The sequence below is a fragment of the Variovorax sp. P4_B11 genome (genome assembly GCF_056402355.1).
Genome location: NZ_JBFUHO010000033.1, coordinates 30454 through 44620, shown reverse-complemented (window position 1 = coordinate 44620; position 14167 = coordinate 30454). Strand labels below are relative to the sequence as shown.

Genomic DNA, 14167 nt, shown 5'->3' with positions numbered 1-14167 from the left:
TCGCCATGCCCCGTGTCCACGTGCTGCCCCATCCCGATCTCTGCCCCGACGGACGCGAACTCGAAGCGCGCCGCGGCAGCTCGCTCTGCGAAAGCCTGCTCGCGTCGGGCGTGGCGCTCGAACATGCCTGCGAGATGGTGGCGGCCTGCGCGACCTGCCACGTGCATGTGCGCGAAGGCGGCGCCTCGCTGGCCCCTCCCGACGACGAAGAGAGCGACCAGCTCGACAACGCCTGGGGCCTCGACGCCCAATCGCGGCTGGCCTGCTGCGTGAAGCTGCGCGACACCGACCTCACGATCGAGCTTCCGCGCCACACGCGCAACCACGCGCGCGAACACTAGAGAAACACCCCCCGAAGCGCCTGCGGCGCCCCGAGTCGCTGCCAGAGGCAGCGGCTCTTCGGTTCCGTCCAAGCCTGCGCAGGCAGGCTTGGAGCCGCGGACCTCAGCCCCTCAAGGGGGACGATACCAGCGGCCCGGCAAAGGCGGTTCCGCGGTATCCCTGGCATTTTGCTGCGCCGGTTTCATGCATCGCGGGTCACGCGATCACGTGGTGAAGCACTGAGTCGACCTCGGGTCCGCTGGCGCCGAATGGCGCGCCTGTTCGAAACGACACATTCCCGACAGCCACCGCAGCGCGCCCACGCAGCGCGCGCCCGAGACGCGACAAACACGCCCGCCGCACAGGTCCCGGCCCACCGGAAAGCGACAAAAAACAGTGGCACGCACTTTGCGATAACAAGGCAAAGGACACCCCACCATGTCACTCAGTCTCGTCATCAACGACACCACGCTGCGCGACGGCGAACAGACCGCCGGTGTGGCCTTCACGGTCGACGAGAAGTGCGCCATCGCCAGCGCACTGGCGAGTGCCGGCGTGCGCGAGATGGAGATTGGCATTCCGGCGATGGGCGACGAGGAGATCGCCTGCATCGACGCCATCGCATCGCTTCGTCTCGATGCCCAGCTCATGGTGTGGGGTCGCCTGACCGATGGCGATCTGGCGAGCGCGATGCGCTGCGACGCAGCCATCGTCCATCTCTCGATCCCGGTGTCGGACATCCACCTGCGCCACAAGCTCCGGCAATCGCGCGAATGGGTGCTGGCGCAGGTCACGCGGGTGATCGCGGCGGCGGCCGCGACCGGCCGCAAGGTGTCGCTGGGCGCCGAGGACGCGTCGCGCGCCAACGCCGGCTTCCTCGCCGAGGTCGCCAGGCGCGCCGAGGACTGCGGCGCCAGCCGCGTGCGCTTTGCCGACACGCTGGGCGTCCTCGACCCCTTCTCCACCTACGAGGCCATCGCGCGGCTGCGCGACGCCGTCGACATGGAGATCGAGATGCATGCCCACAACGACCTCGGGCTCGCGACCGCCAACACGCTCGCCGCGCTGCGCGGTGGCGCCACCCATGCCAACACGACCGTCAACGGCCTGGGCGAGCGCGCCGGCAACGCCGCACTCGAAGAAGTGGTGATGGGCCTGCGCCATCTGCACCGCGCCGACTGCGGCGTCGACACGCAGGCGCTGGTCGGGATCTCGCACCTGGTGGCGCGGGCCTCCGGCCGCAGCGTGGCCTTCAACAAGAGCATCGTCGGCGAGGCCGTGTGTCACGCACGAGTCCGGCATCCACATCGACGGCCTGCTCAAGAACCCGTCGACCTACGAGAGCTTCGATCCCTCGGAACTCGGCCGCGAGCGGCGGACGGTGCTCGGCAAGCACTCGGGTTCGCAGGCGGTGCGGCAAGCCTACCGTGCGCTGGGCTTCATGCTCGACGACGACGGACTGACGGGGCAGCTGCTCGCGCAGATCCGCGACCACGCGATGCGCGTCAAGCACGCGCCGACCGCCGCAGACCTGCGGCGCTTTCTGCAGGCGTCGCGCCCCGCCGCACCGGCGCGCACCGGCTTCCAGGCGGCATGAGGCCCGACGTGAACGCGAACTCCGGATCCATGCCCGCGCTGCCCGTCGGTGAGCCGGGCGCGCAGGGGCCTTCGTGGTGGTCGTTGCTGCGCCAGGACGCGCGCTGCGTGCGCGAACGCGATCCGGCCGCGCGCAGCATGCTCGAGGTCTGGACGATCTATCCCGGGGTCCAGGCGGTGGCGCTGCACCGGCTGGCACACGCCGGCTGGCGGCGCGGCTGGCGCTACCTGCCGCGCTGGATCTCCTTCGTCGCACGCTGGCTGACGCAGATCGACATCCATCCCGGCGCCCGGATCGGCGTGCGCTTCTTCATCGACCACGGCGCCGGTGTCGTGATCGGCGAAACGGCGGAAATCGGCGATGACGTCACGCTCTATCACGGGGTGACACTGGGCGGCACGAGCTGGGCCGCCGGCAAGCGCCATCCGACGCTCGGCAGCCACGTCGTGGTCGGCGCCGGCGCCAAGATCCTGGGGCCCATCGCCGTCGGCGACCGCGCACGGATCGCGGCCAATTCCGTGGTCATCGACGCCGTTCCGGCCGATGCGACGGTGGTCGGCATCCCCGGCCGCGTGGTGGCGCCGGTCCGGCGCACGACGCACGGTTTCGACCTCGACCATCACCTGATCCCCGACCCGGTCGGCAAGGCGATCGCCTGCCTGCTGGAACGCGTCGCGCAACTCGAACGGCTGCAGCCCGGGACGCAGACGTCGGGTTCCGACGCCGCCTGCGGGCCCTGCGAGGACCGTTGCACCGAGCCCGGTTTCGAATCCCTTCTTCAACCCTCTACCGAGGAGTAGGTACCGATGGAAAACTTCCTTCAACAGCTCAAGGCGCTCTCGTCGGCCGAGGACTTCCTGCAGTTCTTCGCCGTCCCGTTCGACCCGAAGGTGGTCAACGTCAGCCGGCTGCACATCCTCAAGCGCTTCTTCCAGTACATCCGCCAGGAGACGAAGCTGACGCAGGCCGATGAACTGCAGATGTTCACCGTCTACCGCGGCCTGCTGGTCAGGGCGTACGGCGACTTCGTGAGATCCACGCCGGCACAGGAGAAGGTGTTCAAGGTGTTCCAGGACACCGACGGCAAGCAGCACGTGACGCTCGACAGCCTGAAGGCGTCGATGCCCATGCGCGCAGCGGCCTGAGCGGAGAGCGCCATGCACATCGTCGTCTGTATCAAGCAGGTTCCGGATTCGGCGCAGATCCGCGTCCATCCGGTGACCAACACCATCATGCGCCAGGGCGTCCCGGCGATCGTGAATCCGTACGACCTGTTCTCGCTCGAGGAGGCACTGCGGCTCAAGGACAAGTTCGGCGGCAAGGTCACGATGCTGTGCATGGGCCCGCCGCAGGCCGAAGACGCGCTGCGCAAGTGCATCAGCTACGGCGCCGACGATGCCGTGCTGGTGACCGACCGGGCCTTCGCCGGCGCCGACACGCTGGCCACCTCCTACGCGCTGGCCGCCGGCATCCGCCAGATCGCGAGCGAACAGTCGGTGGACATCGTCTTCACCGGCAAGCAGACGATCGATGGCGACACCGCGCAGGTCGGCCCCGGCATCGCCAAGCGCATGGGACTGCAACTGCTGACCTATGTCTCGCGCATCGTCGAGACCGATCTGGTGAATCGCACCATCACCGTCGAGCGGCGCGCCGAAGGCGGCGTGCAGGTGCTCCGGACGGCCTTGCCCTGCCTCATCACGATGCTGGAGAACACCAACGAACTGCGCTTCGCGGGGCTGCCCGCCATGATCCACGCCGCCGGCCATCCGGTGCGCAAGTGGAACAAGGAGCAGGCCGGCATCGAGGACATCGCGAAGATCGGCCTGAAGGGCTCTCCCACGGTGGTGAGCAAGGTCTTCGGGCCGACGCCGCGCAGCGAGAAGGCCGAGATGCTCGATCTGGAGATCTCGAATCTGCGCGACCTGTCACTGAACCTGCTGCAGAAGGTCTTCACGCGCCATCCGACGCTGGAGTCCGAACTGCTGATGAAGGAGATGTCATGAGCGAAGCCCCCGCCCCAGCGGCCAAGCGCCCTGCCGGCCGCCGCAACGTCGAACTGCCCGAGCACCTGAAGGCCTACAAGGGTGTCTGGGTCTTCATCGAACACGAGCGCGGCCACGTGCACAGCGTCTCGTGGGAACTGCTCGGCGAAGCGCGCAAGCTGGCCGACAAGCTGGGCAGCAGCGTCGGCGCGATCCTGCTCGGCGGACCGGACGAGCCGCTCGGGAAGTTCGCGCAGGAGGCCTTCGGCTTCGGCGCCGACACGGCCTACATCGTTCACGACCCGGTCCTCACGGGCTACCGCAACGAGCCTTTCACCAAGGGCCTGACGGACCTGGTGAACAAGTACCAGCCGGAGATCCTGCTGCTTGGCGCGACCTCGATGGGCCGGGACCTCGCGGGCTCGGTGGCGACCACGCTGCTCACCGGCCTGACGGCCGACTGCACCGAGCTCAACATCGACCCCAGCTCGCGCGCGCTGGCCGCGACGCGGCCGACCTTCGGCGGCTCGCTGCTGTGCACGATCATGACGCTGGCCTACCGGCCCCAGATGGCCACCGTGCGCCCGCGTGTCATGGCCACCCCGCCGGCCGACGCCAGCCGCAGCGGCGAGATCGTGCGGGACACGCTCGGCATGGTCGAGACGCAGATCGTCACCAAGCTGCTCGACTTCATCGCCGACGCCCAGAGCAACAAGGTCAACCTGCCGTACGCGGACGTGATCGTGAGCGGCGGCAAGGGCATGAAGAACCCGGAGAACTTCAAGCTGGTGTTCGAACTGGCGCGCGTGCTCGGCGGCGAGGTCGGCGCCACGCGGCCCTGCGTGCAGGCCGGATGGGTCGACGCGGACCGCCAGGTCGGCCAGACCGGCAAGACGGTGCGGCCCAAGCTCTACATCGCCGCCGGCATCTCGGGCGCGATCCAGCACCGCGTGGGCATGGAAGCGTCGGACGTGATCGTGGCGATCAACACCGACCCGAACGCGCCCATCTTCGACTTCGCGCACTACGGCATCGTCGGCAACGCGCTGCAGGTGCTGCCGGCGCTGACTCAGGCCTTTGCTGCGCACCTCTCGCAGAACGCGCGCCGCGCCGCCTGATCTCTCTCACGACAAAGGCATGCCATGAAAAAGACATCGCAATTCGACGCCATCGTGGTCGGCGCGGGGCCCTCGGGCAACGCCTGCGCCTACACCATGGCCAAGGCCGGTCTCAAGGTGCTGCAGATCGAGCGCGGCGAATACCCCGGCAGCAAGAATGTGCAGGGCGCAATCCTCTACGCCAAGGCGCTGGAGGAAATCATTCCGGACTTCCGCGACGACGCGCCGCTGGAGCGGCACATCATCGAGCAGCGTATGTGGATGCTCGACGAGACCTCCTTCGTCGGCACGCACATCCGCAGCGAGGACTACAACAAGCCGCCCTACAACCGCTACACCATCATCCGCGCGCAGTTCGACAAGTGGTTCAGCGCCAAGGTGCGCGAGGCCGGCGCGCTGCTGATCTGCGAGACCACGGTCAACCAGCTGATCCTGGACGGCGACCAGGTGGTGGGCGTGCAGTGCGACCGCGAGCACGGCGACGTCTATGCCGACGTGGTGGTGCTGGCCGACGGCGTGAACTCCACGCTGGCGCGCAAGGCGGGCTTCCACGGCGAGATCGAGGCCGGCAACGTGGCGCTGGCCGTGAAGGAGATCCTCTTCATGCCCGAGGAAACGATTCGCCAGCGCTTCAACGTCGGCGAGGAGTCCGGCGTGGTGATCGAGATGGTCGGCCGCATCACCGACGGGATGCTGGGCACCGGCTTCCTCTATACCAACAAGGAATCGCTGACGATCGGCGTCGGCTGCATGCTGAGCGACTTCGCGAAGAACCCGAGCCGCACCAGCCCCTATGTGCTGCTCGAACAGATGAAGCGCCATCCCTCGATCGCGCCGCTGATCGAGGGCGGCGAGATGAAGGAATACTGCGCCCACCTGATCCCCGAGGGCGGCTTCCATGCGATCCCGCAGGTCTACGGCAACGGCTGGATGATCGTGGGCGACTCGGGCGGCTTCGTGAACGCGGCGCACCGCGAAGGCTCGAACCTGGCGATGACCACCGGACGGCTCGCCGCCGAGACGGTCATCCAATGCCGGGCCGGCGGCAGCGGCTGGCGCGCCGGCGCGCTCAAGGCCTACAAGTCCGCGCTGGACGCCAGCTTCGTGATGAAGGACCTGCACAAGTACCGCGACATGCCGGGCGTGCTGCACAAGAACCCGCAGTTCTTCACCAGCTACCCCGACCTCGTCGCCAAGGCCGCCCGCACCATGATCACCGTGGACGGCGTGGACAAGAAGACCAAGGAGCGCGAGATCTTCTCGAGCTTCCGCAGCAGCCGGAAACTCACCGGCCTGGTCGGCGACGCCTACAAACTCTGGAGGGCTTTTCGATGAACCCCATCACCGTGAACGTCGAGGACAAACTGTTCCAGAACCGCTACCGGGTCGACGCCGGGCGGCCCCACATCCGGATCAAGAACGCCGATGTCTGCACCAACGACTGCGGCGTGAAGAGCTGCACCTTCGTCTGCCCGGCCTCCTGCTACAAGACCGAGGGCAACGGCAGCGTGACGCTGATCACCGACGGGTGCCTGGAGTGCGGCAGCTGCCGCATCCTCTGCAGCGAGCACGCCAACATCGAATGGGAGTATCCGCGCGGCGGGCACGGCATCCTGTTCAAGTTCGGCTGAACATGATCGACGACATCCGCCTTTTCCTCGTCCACGCGATCCAGCTCGAACGCGACGCCGCCCGCCAGCAGGCTGCCTAGGACCTGTTCATCGCCCTTTCATCCCCCACAACAAGGAGTCCCCATGGCCAGCCCTGCCCGTCGCGTCTTCGTCTGCACCCAGACCCGTCCACCGCAGCATCCCCGCGGCTCGTGCGCCGGCAAGGGCTCGACCGCCCTGCTGCAGGCCTTCTGGGCCGAATTGCAGAAGCGCCAGGCCTACGAGCAGGTCGCGATCACCTATTCGGGCTGCCTCGGCCCCTGCGACCAGGGCGCCAATGTGCTGGTCTACCCGGAGGGCATTCTCTACAGCGGAGTGACCCCGGCCGACGTCGAGGAGATCTTTTCCAGCCACCTCGAAGGGGGCGTACCGGTCGAGCGCCTGCGTCCCGCAGAGACGGTCTGATGAATCTGTTCACCGGCACCGAGTCGACGGAGCTCTTCGGCGGCGAGGTGTCGACGGCGGTGCAACACCTGGTCGAGCAGGCGCGCCTCGCACCGCGCGAACAGGTCGCAGCGACCTTGTGGACCGCCGCGCTCAGCGCGCCGCGAAGCCTGCCGATCTATTACTTGCTCTACAAGCTGCACAGTGGCTTGGGCGAGCTCGACGAGGCACTGCGCGCCGCCCGCAAGGGACTGGAAGAGGCGACGCGGGCCGCGGCACTGTCGCCGGACTGGCGCGCAGTGCAGCCCGGCGACGCCGACTTCAGCGCGCCCGGCCCGGCGCGGTTCTGGCTCTTCACGCTGAAGGCGCTGGCCTTCATCCATCTGCGCCGTGGCGAACGCGCGGCCGCGCAAGGCTTCGTGGCGCAGTTGCTCCGGCTCGACCCGGCCGATCAGCTCGGTGGCAGCGTGGTCGAGTCGCTGCTGCACGAATCGGCCTGAAGGTCAGAAATAGTGTGAACGGGCCCTAGTCCTCGCTTAGAAGGCTGGCGCGTATCTGGTCGCCTGCTGTCTCGTCTTCGGTGCCGTATCCATCGCCGAGCACCGCGCATTCAGCGACCACGCTTTCAGCAAAGGTCTGCACAGCGGCCGGGATAGCCTCTCCAGGCTTGAGCAGGCCAGACATCACAGCCAGATCAGCGAAAATCTCGATGGGATTTCGATGGGGTTCCATTCTCAAAATGCTACGCCTCGCACGGCAGATGTCGCCGCATGAGGTGTAAATCTTGTTTCACTCTCTCGAGAAAGCAAAAGCAGCTCGGACTGGGATTGGCCGACCGGACATCTTCCTCCCCGCCATGCGGGCGCCGAAGAAGATGCCGACGCGACGCCGACAACGAAATTCTGTGCCATTGCGCGTACACAGTTCGGTTCGGGCATGCAAAGAGCGCCGCCTATGCTCCTCTGCATCACGGCGCGCGCCGTCCTCCATCCCCGTCATCACTGGAGCAATCCCATGTCCCTGCAAGATTTCAAGGTTCTCACGTTCGACGTCGTCGGCACGCTGATCGATTTCGAGGGCGGCATGCTCGCCTACCTGCGCGCCGCGGCGCCCGAATCCCGCGTGACCGACGACGACTTCCTGGCCGCCTACCGCCGCGCGCGCGCCGACGGCAAGGCCGGCTGGTATCCCGACGACCTGGAGCGCTGCTGGCACGCCATCGCACCGGAACTGGGTCTGCCCGACACCGATGCGATTGCACGCGGCCTGCGCGATTCGGTGGCGAACTGGCCGGCGTTTCCGGATTCGGTGGAAGCGCTGAAGCGACTCGGCAAGCGCTTCAAGCTGGTGACGATGACCAATGCCCAGCAGTGGGCGCTGGCCCATTTCGACCGGACGCTGGGCTCCCCCTTCGACATGCTGCTGAGCTGCGACGACGCGCTGTGCGAGAAGCCCGACGCACGGTACTTCGCCTATGCCCGCGGCCGCTTCGAAGGCGCCTGGGGCTACAAGCAGGCCGACAACCTGCACGTGGCGCAGAGCCAGTATCACGACATCGGCATTTCCAAGCAGCTGGGCATCACCACCTGCTGGATCGAGCGGCGCCATGCGCAGCAGGGTTCCGGCGGCACGATCGAATCCAGGCATACACAGCCTGACTATCACTTCCACACCTTGGCCGAGCTGGCCGACGCCGTCGAGGCCGGTCGTTGATGAGCATCACCGTTCTTCACCAATCGGCCACCGTCGGCGGCCTGCAAGACCAGGGGACCCCTGCGCGCCCACTGAGCCAGCCACCTTGCCGCCTGCGCGGCATCGACATCGAACTCGCGGGCGCGGGCGGCAACAACAGCGGCCTGTGGGAATGCGAGCCCGGGCGCTTCGAGCGCCAGCTGCCGAATGCCGAAGTCATGCACATCCTCGCAGGGGCATGCACCTTCACGCCAACCGGTGGCCCGGCGCTGGAGATCCGCACCGGCGACACGCTGTTCTTTCCCGCGCACACCACCGGCGAATGGCAGGTGCACCAAACGCTGCGCAAGGTGTTCGTCGTGATGGCGATGTGAGCCCCGAAGGGACGCACCGTCCGCTTCAGGCCACCTGCTTCGTCAACTCGGGCGCGAAGCGCTCGATGGAGAAGCTCTCGATCGGCGTCGAAGTGCGGCCGGTGGCCATCAGTTCGGCCATCGTCTCGCCCACGCCGGGGCTGATCGCGAAGCCCTCGCCGTTGAAGCCGAACGCGTAGTGCAGGCCGGGCACGCGGGCACTGGGCCCGATCACCGGCTGCCAATCGCCGGTGTAGCCTTCGATGCCGCTCCACACGCGGATCAGTTGCACGTTCTCGAAGGCCGGCACGAAGCGGCGCAACTCGCGCAGTTGGCGCAGCACGTTGTCGGGCTTGACGTACGCGCGGATCGACTCCGTGTCGGCCGGTCCCTTGAGACCACCACCGAAGACGATGTTGCCGCGTGCGATCTGCCGGAAGTACAGACCTTCATGCTCGACCGGCGAGGACACGCCGATCGACGGGCCGATGGCATAGGGCAGCGGTTCGGTCACGCCCATCTGCGGTCCGCGGGCATCCATCGGCACGGCCTCGCCGAACTGCTCGGCCATGCGGTTCGACCAGGCGCCGCAGGCGACCAGCAGCTGCGGCGCGCGATAGCGCCGGCCGTCCGCCGTGTGTGCGACGAAGCCTGCGCCGTCGCGCTCGACATGCATGACCTCGGCGTGCTCGACGATGTTCGCGCCCGCGCGCCACGCCGCCCGAGCGAAGGCCGGGCCCGCCAGTCGCGGATTGGCATGGCCGTCGTTCGGCGAAAGCGAGCCGCTCACGATCTCCGGCGCGAAGATGCCCCAGCGCCGGCGCAACTGCTCGGCATTGAACAGTTCCAGGTCGAGGCCCAGCGGCTTCACGTCCTTCGCATGCTGCTCGAGCACTGCCGCCTGCTTGTCGGTGTAGCAGACGCGCAGGTGGCCGTAAGGTACGAATTCCAGGTCCTCGCCCAGCAACTCCCTCACACGCCCCCAGACGGCGCGTGCACGGTTGGCCAGCGGCATCTGCGCCAGCGCGCGCCCCTGGCGGCGCACGTTGCCGAAGTTGGTGCCGCTGGCTTGGCGGCCCACCAATTCACGCTCGAGCAGCGTGACCGAGAGACCGTGGTGCCGGCGCAGGAAGAAGGCAGCGGTGGTGCCCATCAGGCCACCGCCCAGCACCAGGACGTCGGTGACTGTCGTCGATTCGCTCATTGGGTGACCTCGCGCGTGTTCATCATCAGCGGCTTGACCGGCGCCTGCGAGCGCAGGCGCCCGACCTGTTCGATCGGCACGCCGCAGGACTGCGCGACGATCTCGGCCGCCGCGTGGCCGCAGAAGCGCCCCTGGCAGCGGCCCATGCCGACACGGCTGAAGGCCTTGGCGCGGTTGACTTCGCGGCTGCCCAACGCATCGACGCAGCGCCGCAGCTCGCCGACCGTCACGGCTTCGCAGCGGCACACCACCGCATCGTCGGGCAGCGCCGCGGCCTGCGCGTACGGCCATGGAAAGGCGCGCGCCAGGCCTTCGCGGAAGCGGTCCATCTGTGCCAGCGTGCGCCGCAGCGCGGCGGACTCGGCGTGGTACAGGGCGCGGCCCGGCTCATGCTTCAGGTCGGCCAGCGCCGCCAGCGCCGCCAGCCGTCCCGCGGCCTCGGCACCATCGGCCCCGAGGATGCGGGCGCCATCTCCGGCGAGGTATACGCCTCGCGTGCTGCTGCGTCCGTCGGCGTCGATGCGCGGCAGCCATTGCCGGCTCACCGGCTCGAAGTCGAACTCGCAGCCCGCGAGATCGGCCAGTTGCGTCTCGGCGCGCAGGTGCCAGCCGAGGCCGACCGCGTCGCAGTCGAAGCGCTGCTCGCGGCCGTGGGCGTCGCGCACGAACACGGCTTGCGCGCCAAGGCTGTCGTCGCCATCGATGCGCAAGGGCGACACGCCCTGCAGCACCGGCACGCCGGCGCGGCGCAGCCCACGCACCAGCGCCAGCCCGCGCAGCGCGAGACGTGGCCGCGCGAGAAGACCGGCGACCGCACCCCAGGGCTTGGCGGCCGGCGCGGTGTCGAGCACCGCCGCCACTTGGGCGCCAGCCTGCACGTATTGGGACGCAACCAGGTACAGCAGCGGCCCGGTACCGAGAAAGACGACGCGCGCGCCGATCGCGCAGGCCTGGGCCTTCAGCGCGATCTGCGACGCGCCCAGGCTGTAGCAGCCGGCGCGATGCCAGCCGGGAACGGGCATCAGCCGGTCGGTGGCGCCTGAGCACACCAGCAAGGCGTCGAAGGGCAGGGTCTGCGGCTCGCCGGCGCGCACGACGTGCAGTGAGCCCTTGCTCACGTTCCAGGCCAGCGTGTCGCCCCGGTAGTCGATCTGGCCGCGCAGGGCGTCGAAGTCGCGATGCAGCGCCTGCGCCTTCGCGGCTTCGCTACCGTAGAGCTTGGCGTAGGGGCGTTTGAATCCCTCGGGCTGGCGGCGGTAGATCTGGCCGCCGTCGCGCAGCCCTTCGTCGACCACGAGGGGCCGCAACCCGGCCTGCACCAGGGCCTGGGCCGCACGCACCCCGGCAGGGCCGGCGCCGATCACGACGACGCGCGGGGCGGAATCCGATCCAGCGGTCATGCCTCGGCTCCCACGGCCCGGCGTGCCAGCGCGCGCTGCAGATCGGGGGTGGCCGGCCAATGCTGGGCGGGCGGGCGCGTGAGCACCGACATGCCCGCCTCCACGATCGTCGAGCAGGCGCGCAAGCGCCCGCCAGCCGGCGTCCACACCCAGCAGTCCTGGCACGCGCCCATCAGGCAGAAGCCGGCACGCGGCCCGTCGCCGAACTCGCTGTCGCGCACGCGGCGACCGTGGCTGAGCAGCGCCACCAGCAGCGTGTCGCCGACGAGCGCCGTGGCCGCCTGGCCGTCGATTTGCAGCGTGAGCGAGGGTCTGTCGGTCTCCGCCAGCCTGACGAAGCGGGCGGGCGGCTGGGAGCGAGGCGTGGTGTCGTGCATGGACGGAACGAAGGCGCCAATCAGCGCGGGTGGGGAAACAGCCGTTCGATCGGACAGTGCGTCTTGATGAACGGCGTCTTGATGACGATGTAGCTGAAGTACTTCGCAATGCCGATGTTGCGTTCGAGCAGTTCCTCGATCACCTCCTGGTAGTGGTTGACACCGCGCGTCAGGAAGCGAAGCAGGTAGTCGTAACCGCCGCTGACCAGGTGGCATTCGAGCACCTCGTCGACCTCGCGGATGGCGGCCTCGAAGCGCACGAAGTCCTCGCGGTGGTGATCCGACAGCGTGACCTCGGTGAACACGGTCAGCGTGTCGCCGAGCTTCTCGAGCCGCAGGTGGGCGCCGTAGCCGGCGATGTAGCCGGCCTGCTCGAGGCGCTTGACGCGGATCAGGCAGGGGCTGGGCGAGAGGCCGACGGCGTCCGCCAGGTCCACATTGGTCATGCGGCCGTTTTTCTGCAGTTGGGCCAGGATCCGCAGGTCGAGTCGATCGATCTTGAATGCTTCTGTCATGGCGGTACCGAAAGTCGAAGAGAGTCCGATTCTGCGTCGGTCCGGGAGCGGTGCGGGCGGTGTGCGCTCTTTCTCTCAGGCCGCCAGCGCCGCGCGAACATCGGGAGCCTCGAGCACTTCGTCGAGCGTCCTCTTCAGGCGCGCGAACATTTGCGCGAATTCGTCTTCGGTGTAGGTGAGCGCCGGCGCGAATCCGAGGATGTGATCAGCGAAGGAGCGGAACACCAGGCCGTTGCGATAGCCGGCGGCGAAGATGCGGTCGGACAGCCCGAGCGCCACATCGAAGCCGCGCTTGCTCGCCTTGTCGCTCACCAGCTCGAGCGCGCCCAGCAGGCCGCGGTGACGCGCATCGCCCACCAGCGGGTGCACGCGCAGCGTGTCCAGCCCGGCCGCGAAGTGCGCCGCGCCGCGCTGGCCGTTGGCGAGCACGCCGCCCTCGTCGTACAGACGCAGGACCTCGAGCGCCACCGCGGCACTGACCGGGTGCGCCGAATAGGTCGCGCCATGACCGATCGACGCGCCGGCCGGGACGCCGTCGGCGATCCCGGCGTAGACCTTCTCGGACATCATGGTCGCACCCATCGGCACGTAGCCTGCGGTGAGGCCCTTGGCCATGGTCATCAGGTCGGGTTCCACGCCCTCGGCCTCGCACGCGAACATCGGGCCCGTGCGGCCAAAGCCGGTGATGACCTCGTCGACGACGAAGAGGATGTCGAGCTCGCGCGCGGCCTCGCGCATGGCCTTCAGCCAGCCCTCGGGCGGCACGATGACGCCGCCCGAGCCCTGGATCGGCTCGCAGAAGAAGGCGGCCACCTTGTCCGCACCCAGCTCGGCGACCTTGGCGCGCAGAGCCGCGACCGACGCGCTGATCAGCGCCTGCGGCTCGGCGCCTGCCGGGTGGCGGTAGGCGTTGGGTGACGGGATGTAGTGCTGCGTGGGCAGCGGCAGATCGAAGCCGCGATGGAAGGCCGGCAGCGCGGTCAGCCCCGCGCCCGTGGAGGAGGACCCATGGTAGCCGCGCTCGAGCGCGATGAACTGCTTCTTCGAGGGTTTGCCGATCGCGTTGTAGTACTGCACGATGAACCTCACGGCGGCATCGACCGCCTCGGAACCACCGAGCGTGAGGTAGACGCGGGTCAGCGATGCCGGCGTGAGCTGAACCAGCTTCTCCGCCAGGCGAATGGCCGGCTCGCTGCTGAAGTGGAAGTAGCCGGTCGCATAGGGCAGGCGGCGCATCTGCTCGGCCGCGGCCTGCACCACGCTCTCCTGCCCGTAGCCCACGTTCACGCACCACAGGCCCGCGAAGGCGTCGAGCAGTTCGTGGCCATGGCTGTCGGTCAGCCACGCGCCGCGGCCCGAGGCGAGGACGGTGGGGCCGCGCTGCTCGTGCGCGCGCCAGGGCGAGACGGGGTGGATCAAGTGGGCGCGGTCAATCGCGTCGAGCGCGGCTTGGTTGGGCAATGCGGTGGGGTGCGTCATGGCGGTGTTGGATGGAGCGAGAGCAGAGGAAGCTTCCGATGCCCTCAGCTTATGTCGCGCGCCTTCGGGTCT

17 protein-coding genes and 1 pseudogene are annotated in these 14167 nt (G+C 68.3%); 12 read left to right on the top strand and 6 right to left on the bottom strand.

The window, feature by feature from the left end:
* The first annotated feature begins 5 nt into the window (after positions 1-5).
* From AC1DYD_RS25335 to AC1DYD_RS25290, 10 genes and pseudogenes are all read left to right on the top strand, one after another.
* On the top strand, positions 6-341 hold the full coding sequence (locus AC1DYD_RS25335) for a 2Fe-2S iron-sulfur cluster-binding protein (RefSeq protein ID WP_478175518.1): 336 nt from the start codon (positions 6-8) through the stop codon (positions 339-341).
* 418 nt (positions 342-759) lie between these two features.
* Positions 760-1918 (top strand): annotated as a pseudogene (gene nifV / locus AC1DYD_RS25330) (homocitrate synthase).
* Between the two features lie 29 nt (positions 1919-1947).
* Complete coding sequence (cysE, locus tag AC1DYD_RS25325; RefSeq protein ID WP_478175569.1) at positions 1948-2718, top strand: serine O-acetyltransferase; 771 nt, start codon at positions 1948-1950, stop codon at positions 2716-2718.
* 6 nt (positions 2719-2724) lie between these two features.
* Entirely contained in the window at positions 2725-3063 is a 339-nt protein-coding gene (gene nifW / locus AC1DYD_RS25320; protein ID WP_478175517.1) for a nitrogenase stabilizing/protective protein NifW, read from the top strand.
* Positions 3064-3075: 12 nt separating this feature from the next.
* Positions 3076-3924, top strand: coding sequence for an electron transfer flavoprotein subunit beta/FixA family protein (locus AC1DYD_RS25315; protein ID WP_478175516.1), 849 nt, complete (start codon positions 3076-3078; stop codon positions 3922-3924).
* Complete coding sequence (locus AC1DYD_RS25310) at positions 3921-5021, top strand: electron transfer flavoprotein subunit alpha/FixB family protein (RefSeq protein ID WP_478175515.1); 1101 nt, start codon at positions 3921-3923, stop codon at positions 5019-5021. Before AC1DYD_RS25315 ends, AC1DYD_RS25310 begins: the two co-directional genes overlap by 4 nt.
* Before the next feature lie 24 nt (positions 5022-5045).
* Entirely contained in the window at positions 5046-6356 is a 1311-nt protein-coding gene (locus tag AC1DYD_RS25305; RefSeq protein ID WP_478175514.1) for an FAD-dependent monooxygenase, read from the top strand.
* Complete coding sequence (locus tag AC1DYD_RS25300; RefSeq protein WP_478175513.1) at positions 6353-6652, top strand: ferredoxin family protein; 300 nt, start codon at positions 6353-6355, stop codon at positions 6650-6652. Before AC1DYD_RS25305 ends, AC1DYD_RS25300 begins: the two co-directional genes overlap by 4 nt.
* Positions 6653-6775: 123 nt before the next feature.
* Positions 6776-7096, top strand: a complete 321-nt coding sequence (locus AC1DYD_RS25295; protein WP_478175512.1) for a (2Fe-2S) ferredoxin domain-containing protein — start codon at positions 6776-6778, stop codon at positions 7094-7096.
* A complete protein-coding gene (locus AC1DYD_RS25290) occupies positions 7096-7575 on the top strand; it encodes a hypothetical protein (RefSeq protein ID WP_478175511.1) in 480 nt (159 codons plus the stop codon). The genes AC1DYD_RS25295 and AC1DYD_RS25290 overlap by 1 nt, the downstream gene beginning before the upstream one ends.
* Positions 7576-7600: 25 nt before the next feature.
* Here the strand turns inward: AC1DYD_RS25290 and AC1DYD_RS25285 are convergent, their stop codons facing one another.
* Positions 7601-7807, bottom strand: coding sequence for a hypothetical protein (locus tag AC1DYD_RS25285; protein ID WP_478175510.1), 207 nt, complete (start codon positions 7805-7807; stop codon positions 7601-7603).
* Positions 7808-8089: 282 nt separating this feature from the next.
* Between AC1DYD_RS25285 and AC1DYD_RS25280 the strand changes: the two genes are divergently transcribed.
* Complete coding sequence (locus AC1DYD_RS25280; protein ID WP_478175509.1) at positions 8090-8788, top strand: HAD-IA family hydrolase; 699 nt, start codon at positions 8090-8092, stop codon at positions 8786-8788.
* The gene (locus AC1DYD_RS25275; RefSeq protein ID WP_478175508.1) at positions 8788-9141 is read left to right on the top strand and encodes a cupin domain-containing protein; all 354 of its coding nucleotides are present in this window, start codon (positions 8788-8790) and stop codon (positions 9139-9141) included. Before AC1DYD_RS25280 ends, AC1DYD_RS25275 begins: the two co-directional genes overlap by 1 nt.
* A 25-nt stretch (positions 9142-9166) precedes the next feature.
* Here AC1DYD_RS25275 and AC1DYD_RS25270 read toward each other — a convergent pair whose 3' ends face one another.
* The 5 genes from AC1DYD_RS25270 to AC1DYD_RS25250 all read right to left on the bottom strand — a co-directional run bounded on the left by AC1DYD_RS25270 (position 9167) and on the right by AC1DYD_RS25250 (position 14095).
* A complete protein-coding gene (locus AC1DYD_RS25270; RefSeq protein ID WP_478175507.1) occupies positions 9167-10324 on the bottom strand; it encodes an NAD(P)/FAD-dependent oxidoreductase in 1158 nt (385 codons plus the stop codon).
* On the bottom strand, positions 10321-11724 hold the full coding sequence (locus tag AC1DYD_RS25265) for an FAD/NAD(P)-dependent oxidoreductase (protein ID WP_478175506.1): 1404 nt from the start codon (positions 11722-11724) through the stop codon (positions 10321-10323). Before AC1DYD_RS25265 ends, AC1DYD_RS25270 begins: the two co-directional genes overlap by 4 nt.
* Complete coding sequence (locus tag AC1DYD_RS25260; protein ID WP_478175505.1) at positions 11721-12101, bottom strand: (2Fe-2S)-binding protein; 381 nt, start codon at positions 12099-12101, stop codon at positions 11721-11723. The genes AC1DYD_RS25265 and AC1DYD_RS25260 overlap by 4 nt, the downstream gene beginning before the upstream one ends.
* 20 nt (positions 12102-12121) lie before the next feature.
* Positions 12122-12616 carry an Lrp/AsnC family transcriptional regulator gene (locus AC1DYD_RS25255; protein ID WP_478175504.1) on the bottom strand — a complete coding sequence of 165 codons (495 nt, stop codon included), beginning with the start codon at positions 12614-12616 and terminating at the stop codon, positions 12122-12124.
* Between the two features lie 75 nt (positions 12617-12691).
* Positions 12692-14095: an aminotransferase class III-fold pyridoxal phosphate-dependent enzyme gene (locus tag AC1DYD_RS25250; protein ID WP_478175503.1), complete on the bottom strand. Its 1404-nt coding sequence runs from the start codon at positions 14093-14095 to the stop codon at positions 12692-12694.
* Between the last annotated feature and the right edge of the window lie 72 nt (positions 14096-14167).

Excerpts from the sequence above, each read along its gene's own strand:
- AC1DYD_RS25315 (WP_478175516.1), top strand. The coding sequence starts at position 3,076 with ATGCACATCGTCGTCTGTATCAAGCAGGTTCCGGATTCGGCGCAGATC.
- AC1DYD_RS25305 (WP_478175514.1), top strand. The coding sequence starts at position 5,046 with ATGAAAAAGACATCGCAATTCGACGCCATCGTGGTCGGCGCGGGGCCC.
- AC1DYD_RS25285 (WP_478175510.1), bottom strand. The coding sequence starts at position 7,807 with ATGGAACCCCATCGAAATCCCATCGAGATTTTCGCTGATCTGGCTGTG.
- AC1DYD_RS25265 (WP_478175506.1), bottom strand. The coding sequence starts at position 11,724 with ATGACCGCTGGATCGGATTCCGCCCCGCGCGTCGTCGTGATCGGCGCC.
- nifW (WP_478175517.1), top strand. The coding sequence starts at position 2,725 with ATGGAAAACTTCCTTCAACAGCTCAAGGCGCTCTCGTCGGCCGAGGAC.
- AC1DYD_RS25270 (WP_478175507.1), bottom strand. The coding sequence starts at position 10,324 with ATGAGCGAATCGACGACAGTCACCGACGTCCTGGTGCTGGGCGGTGGC.
- AC1DYD_RS25260 (WP_478175505.1), bottom strand. The coding sequence starts at position 12,101 with ATGCACGACACCACGCCTCGCTCCCAGCCGCCCGCCCGCTTCGTCAGG.
- AC1DYD_RS25300 (WP_478175513.1), top strand. The coding sequence starts at position 6,353 with ATGAACCCCATCACCGTGAACGTCGAGGACAAACTGTTCCAGAACCGC.
- AC1DYD_RS25295 (WP_478175512.1), top strand. The coding sequence starts at position 6,776 with ATGGCCAGCCCTGCCCGTCGCGTCTTCGTCTGCACCCAGACCCGTCCA.
- AC1DYD_RS25290 (WP_478175511.1), top strand. The coding sequence starts at position 7,096 with ATGAATCTGTTCACCGGCACCGAGTCGACGGAGCTCTTCGGCGGCGAG.
- AC1DYD_RS25275 (WP_478175508.1), top strand. The coding sequence starts at position 8,788 with ATGAGCATCACCGTTCTTCACCAATCGGCCACCGTCGGCGGCCTGCAA.
- AC1DYD_RS25310 (WP_478175515.1), top strand. The coding sequence starts at position 3,921 with ATGAGCGAAGCCCCCGCCCCAGCGGCCAAGCGCCCTGCCGGCCGCCGC.
- AC1DYD_RS25255 (WP_478175504.1), bottom strand. The coding sequence starts at position 12,616 with ATGACAGAAGCATTCAAGATCGATCGACTCGACCTGCGGATCCTGGCC.
- AC1DYD_RS25335 (WP_478175518.1), top strand. The coding sequence starts at position 6 with ATGCCCCGTGTCCACGTGCTGCCCCATCCCGATCTCTGCCCCGACGGA.
- AC1DYD_RS25280 (WP_478175509.1), top strand. The coding sequence starts at position 8,090 with ATGTCCCTGCAAGATTTCAAGGTTCTCACGTTCGACGTCGTCGGCACG.
- cysE (WP_478175569.1), top strand. The coding sequence starts at position 1,948 with ATGCCCGCGCTGCCCGTCGGTGAGCCGGGCGCGCAGGGGCCTTCGTGG.
- AC1DYD_RS25250 (WP_478175503.1), bottom strand. The coding sequence starts at position 14,095 with ATGACGCACCCCACCGCATTGCCCAACCAAGCCGCGCTCGACGCGATT.